A 3,245-nucleotide genomic window follows, 5' to 3' on the forward strand; every position below is an offset into this window, starting at 1 on the left:
GGTCAGCAAGCCGGTTCAGTTCAGCCTCGTCCCGTTCGCCGCCTCGGTCAATGTCGGCCCGGCGAATGAATATGCAAGCTGGATGGATCCCAAGGGGATTTCGCCCATCCATCATGAGAATTTCGACTGGACGACGATGAGCCAGACGGCGTCGCCCTGGGGATCGACCAAATATGCGGAGAAGGTCGGCGACGCTTGGTACGCACGCGGAACCGGCTGGGACGCGACCCAAAAGGACCGGGAACTGACGCGCACGTCGCTCTACAAGCAGATGCAGCGCGTGGCAACAACGACGTCCACGACCACATGCACCGGCACGGGCTGGAATAGGGTTTGCACGACCACGACATCACCAGCAACCTATGCCAGCATCGCGAGTTGGGGCGGTTGCGTTGAATCGCGGCCATATCCCTATAATATCCAGGACACCGCCGCTTCCACGGCGACCCCTGCGACATTGTTCGTGCCGATGTTCGCTCCAGACGAAACCGACAACAACGATGGCTCTTGGCGCCCCGCCTACAGCAATTGGCATGTCGATATGTCGACAGGCACGGACGCGGAACGGCAACGCTACATGCCGAAATATTTCAGTCCAGGTACCGGAGTCACCCTTGCCTACGGGATGGACGCAGGACCGAATACAAGTTGCACCACCACTGCGATTACGCCGCTGACCGATGTCTCCACCACGGCCGGCGCGAGCGCGGTCAAGACGGCCATCGATGCCATGGTCGATGTCGGCGCCACGAACGTGCCGGAAGGCATGGCCTGGGGCTGGCGGACCCTTTCCAGCACCGCACCTTTCACCGATGGCCGGTCCGAAAGCGAGAGGGGCAACGACAAGGTCGTCATCGTGCTCACCGACGGCGCGAACACTTACTACACGCCAAACTCATTGGGAGCCAACGACCTAGCCGGCGCCAAATCCACCTACTCGGCCCTGGGTTATGTGAAGCCGTACAACACTACCTACTCCTATGGCCGCCCGTTCCTCGGCACCAGCAGCAGCGTCAGCAAGACCGATTATTCGAACGCCAACTACACGAAGGCGATGAGCGAGCATTTCGCCACGCTTTGCGACAATGCCAAGGCGGCTGGAATCATCGTCATGACCATCGCGCTCGACCTCGATGCCGGCAATACGACCGAGGCCGCGCAGATGAGCGCGTTGAAGACCTGCTCGTCCGATTCGCGCTTCCGCCAGGATCCGAACGATCCGAGCAAGCCGGCGAAGCTGTTCTGGAACTCGACCGGCGCCACGCTGTCGGACGACTTCAAGGCGATCGGCAACGAATTGTCGAACCTGCGCATCGTCAGCTGATCCGAAAGGGGGCAACTACCAAGATGCGCGAATTCTGGCGTCGATTTTGCCGTGACCGGCGCGGCAATTATGCCCTGGTGACAGCGATCGCCATGGTGCCCCTGATGGGCGCCGTGGCGCTGGCCGTCGACTTCAGCGAACTCAACCGCCAGAAGCAGATGGTGCTGAACGCACTCGACGCCGCCAACTTCGCCGCGGCGCGGCGACTTGCCGAGGGCGCGACGGACGACCAGATCAAGGCCTATGCGGTCGACTTCTTCAATGCCAACCTCAACAACATCGATCCCGCGAACGTATCGCTCGATGTCACGCTGCCCAGCAACCAGGCCGGCGGCGGCTTGCTGACCATGAGCGCGACACTCAATTACCACCCCTATTTCTATCCGGCGTCGGCACTGCTCGTCGGCGTGAGCGAAGCCGACGCGAACAAGCCGGTCAAGCTCGACATGAATTCCCAGGTGCGGCTGAAGAACACGCTGGAAGTGGCGATGGTGCTCGACAATTCGGGCTCGATGTCGACGGCAGGCACCGGCACCGGGCAGAAGCGCATCGACCTGCTCAAGCAGGCCGCCAAGCAGCTCGTCGACACGCTGGCGCAGCAGGCGGCGCAGATCAAGCAGATCGACAAGCCCGTCCAGTTCAGCCTCGTGCCTTTCGCCGCCTCGGTCAATGTCGGACCGCGGAACGACAACGCCCCGTGGATGGATACTTACGGCCTGTCACCGATAGCCAACGAGAATTTCGACTGGTCGACGCTGAGCGCGTCCGACAAACACGCCGAGAAGATCAACGGCATCTGGTACAAGAAAGGCACCGGCTGGGGCGCGGAGGAAGGCCAGATCCTGACCCGCTTCGAGCTCTACCGCGACATGAAGGTCGTCACCAGCCACGAACGTATCGCCGGCAGCAAGCGCGTCGTCTGCGACGAATACCGCGACAACCACACCTGCAAGCGCAGCCATGACGAATACGACTATGTCGACACTTACGGCCCGTTCGCCAGTTGGCAGGGATGCGTCGAGGTGCGGCCCTATCCTTACAATGTCGACGACACGCCGGCTTCGGGCAGCCCCAACAACACCGGCACCGGCGAAGGCGACCCCGCCACCATGTTCGTGCCGATGTTCGCGCCGGACGAGCCCGGCAACCACTGGTATGTGACCCAGGACCCTGACGAGCCGAAGCCGGTGACCTACGGCGCCGCCAACAGCTGGTGGAACGACGAGCCGTCGAGCACCACCGGCAAGACCAGGCAATCCAATATGGCCAAGTATTTCCAGCCGCGGCCGATGAATGCGCCGGTGCTGAGCAAGGGCGCCGGTCCCAACTACAGTTGCACCACGACCCCGATCACGCCGCTCACCGACGTCACCAATGCGGACGGGCTCGCCGCTATCAAGGCGGCGATCGACCTGATGGTTCCCAACGGCAACACCAACGTTCCGGAAGGCATGGCCTGGGGCTGGCGCACCGTCTCCAGCGCGGAGCCCTTCACGGAAGGGAGGCTGGAGACCGAACGCGGCAACGACAAGGTCGTCATCGTGCTCACCGACGGCGAGAACACCTATTCGACGGTGAGTTCCGACCCGGCCGGAAACAAGTCGACCTACGCCGCCTACGGCTATACCGGCGTCGGCTATAACGGCACCTCGGTCACCCGCCTGTTCGGCGGCACGTCGAGCGACATCGGTCAGTTCAACTACACGTCGGGCAACTATACCGCCGCGATGAACGAGCAGATGGCCAAGCTGTGCGACAACGCCAAGGCGGGCAACATCATGGTGATGACGGTGGCCCTCGACATGTCCTCGACCGATGCCGACGACAAGAAGGCGATGGATGCGCTCAAGGCCTGCTCGTCCGACTCCCGCTTCCGCAAGGATCCGGCCGACCCCAGCAAGCCGGCCAAGCTGCTCTGGAA

The 3,245-nt window shown here is 62.4% G+C and carries 2 protein-coding genes; both read left to right on the forward strand.

Translation table 11 applies throughout. The features are described from left to right. Positions 1–1,324 (forward strand): hypothetical protein (locus EOA38_RS31645; RefSeq protein WP_127301071.1); only part of this gene is annotated, 1,324 nt, incomplete at its 5' end. A 23-nt stretch (positions 1,325–1,347) separates the two neighbouring features. Continuing rightward, on the forward strand, positions 1,348–3,245 hold a 1,898-nt coding region (locus EOA38_RS31650; protein ID WP_145966155.1), incomplete at its 3' end, for a pilus assembly protein.

It is taken from the genome of Mesorhizobium sp. M1E.F.Ca.ET.041.01.1.1 (genome assembly GCF_003997355.1).
GTDB lineage: Bacteria > Pseudomonadota > Alphaproteobacteria > Rhizobiales > Rhizobiaceae > Mesorhizobium.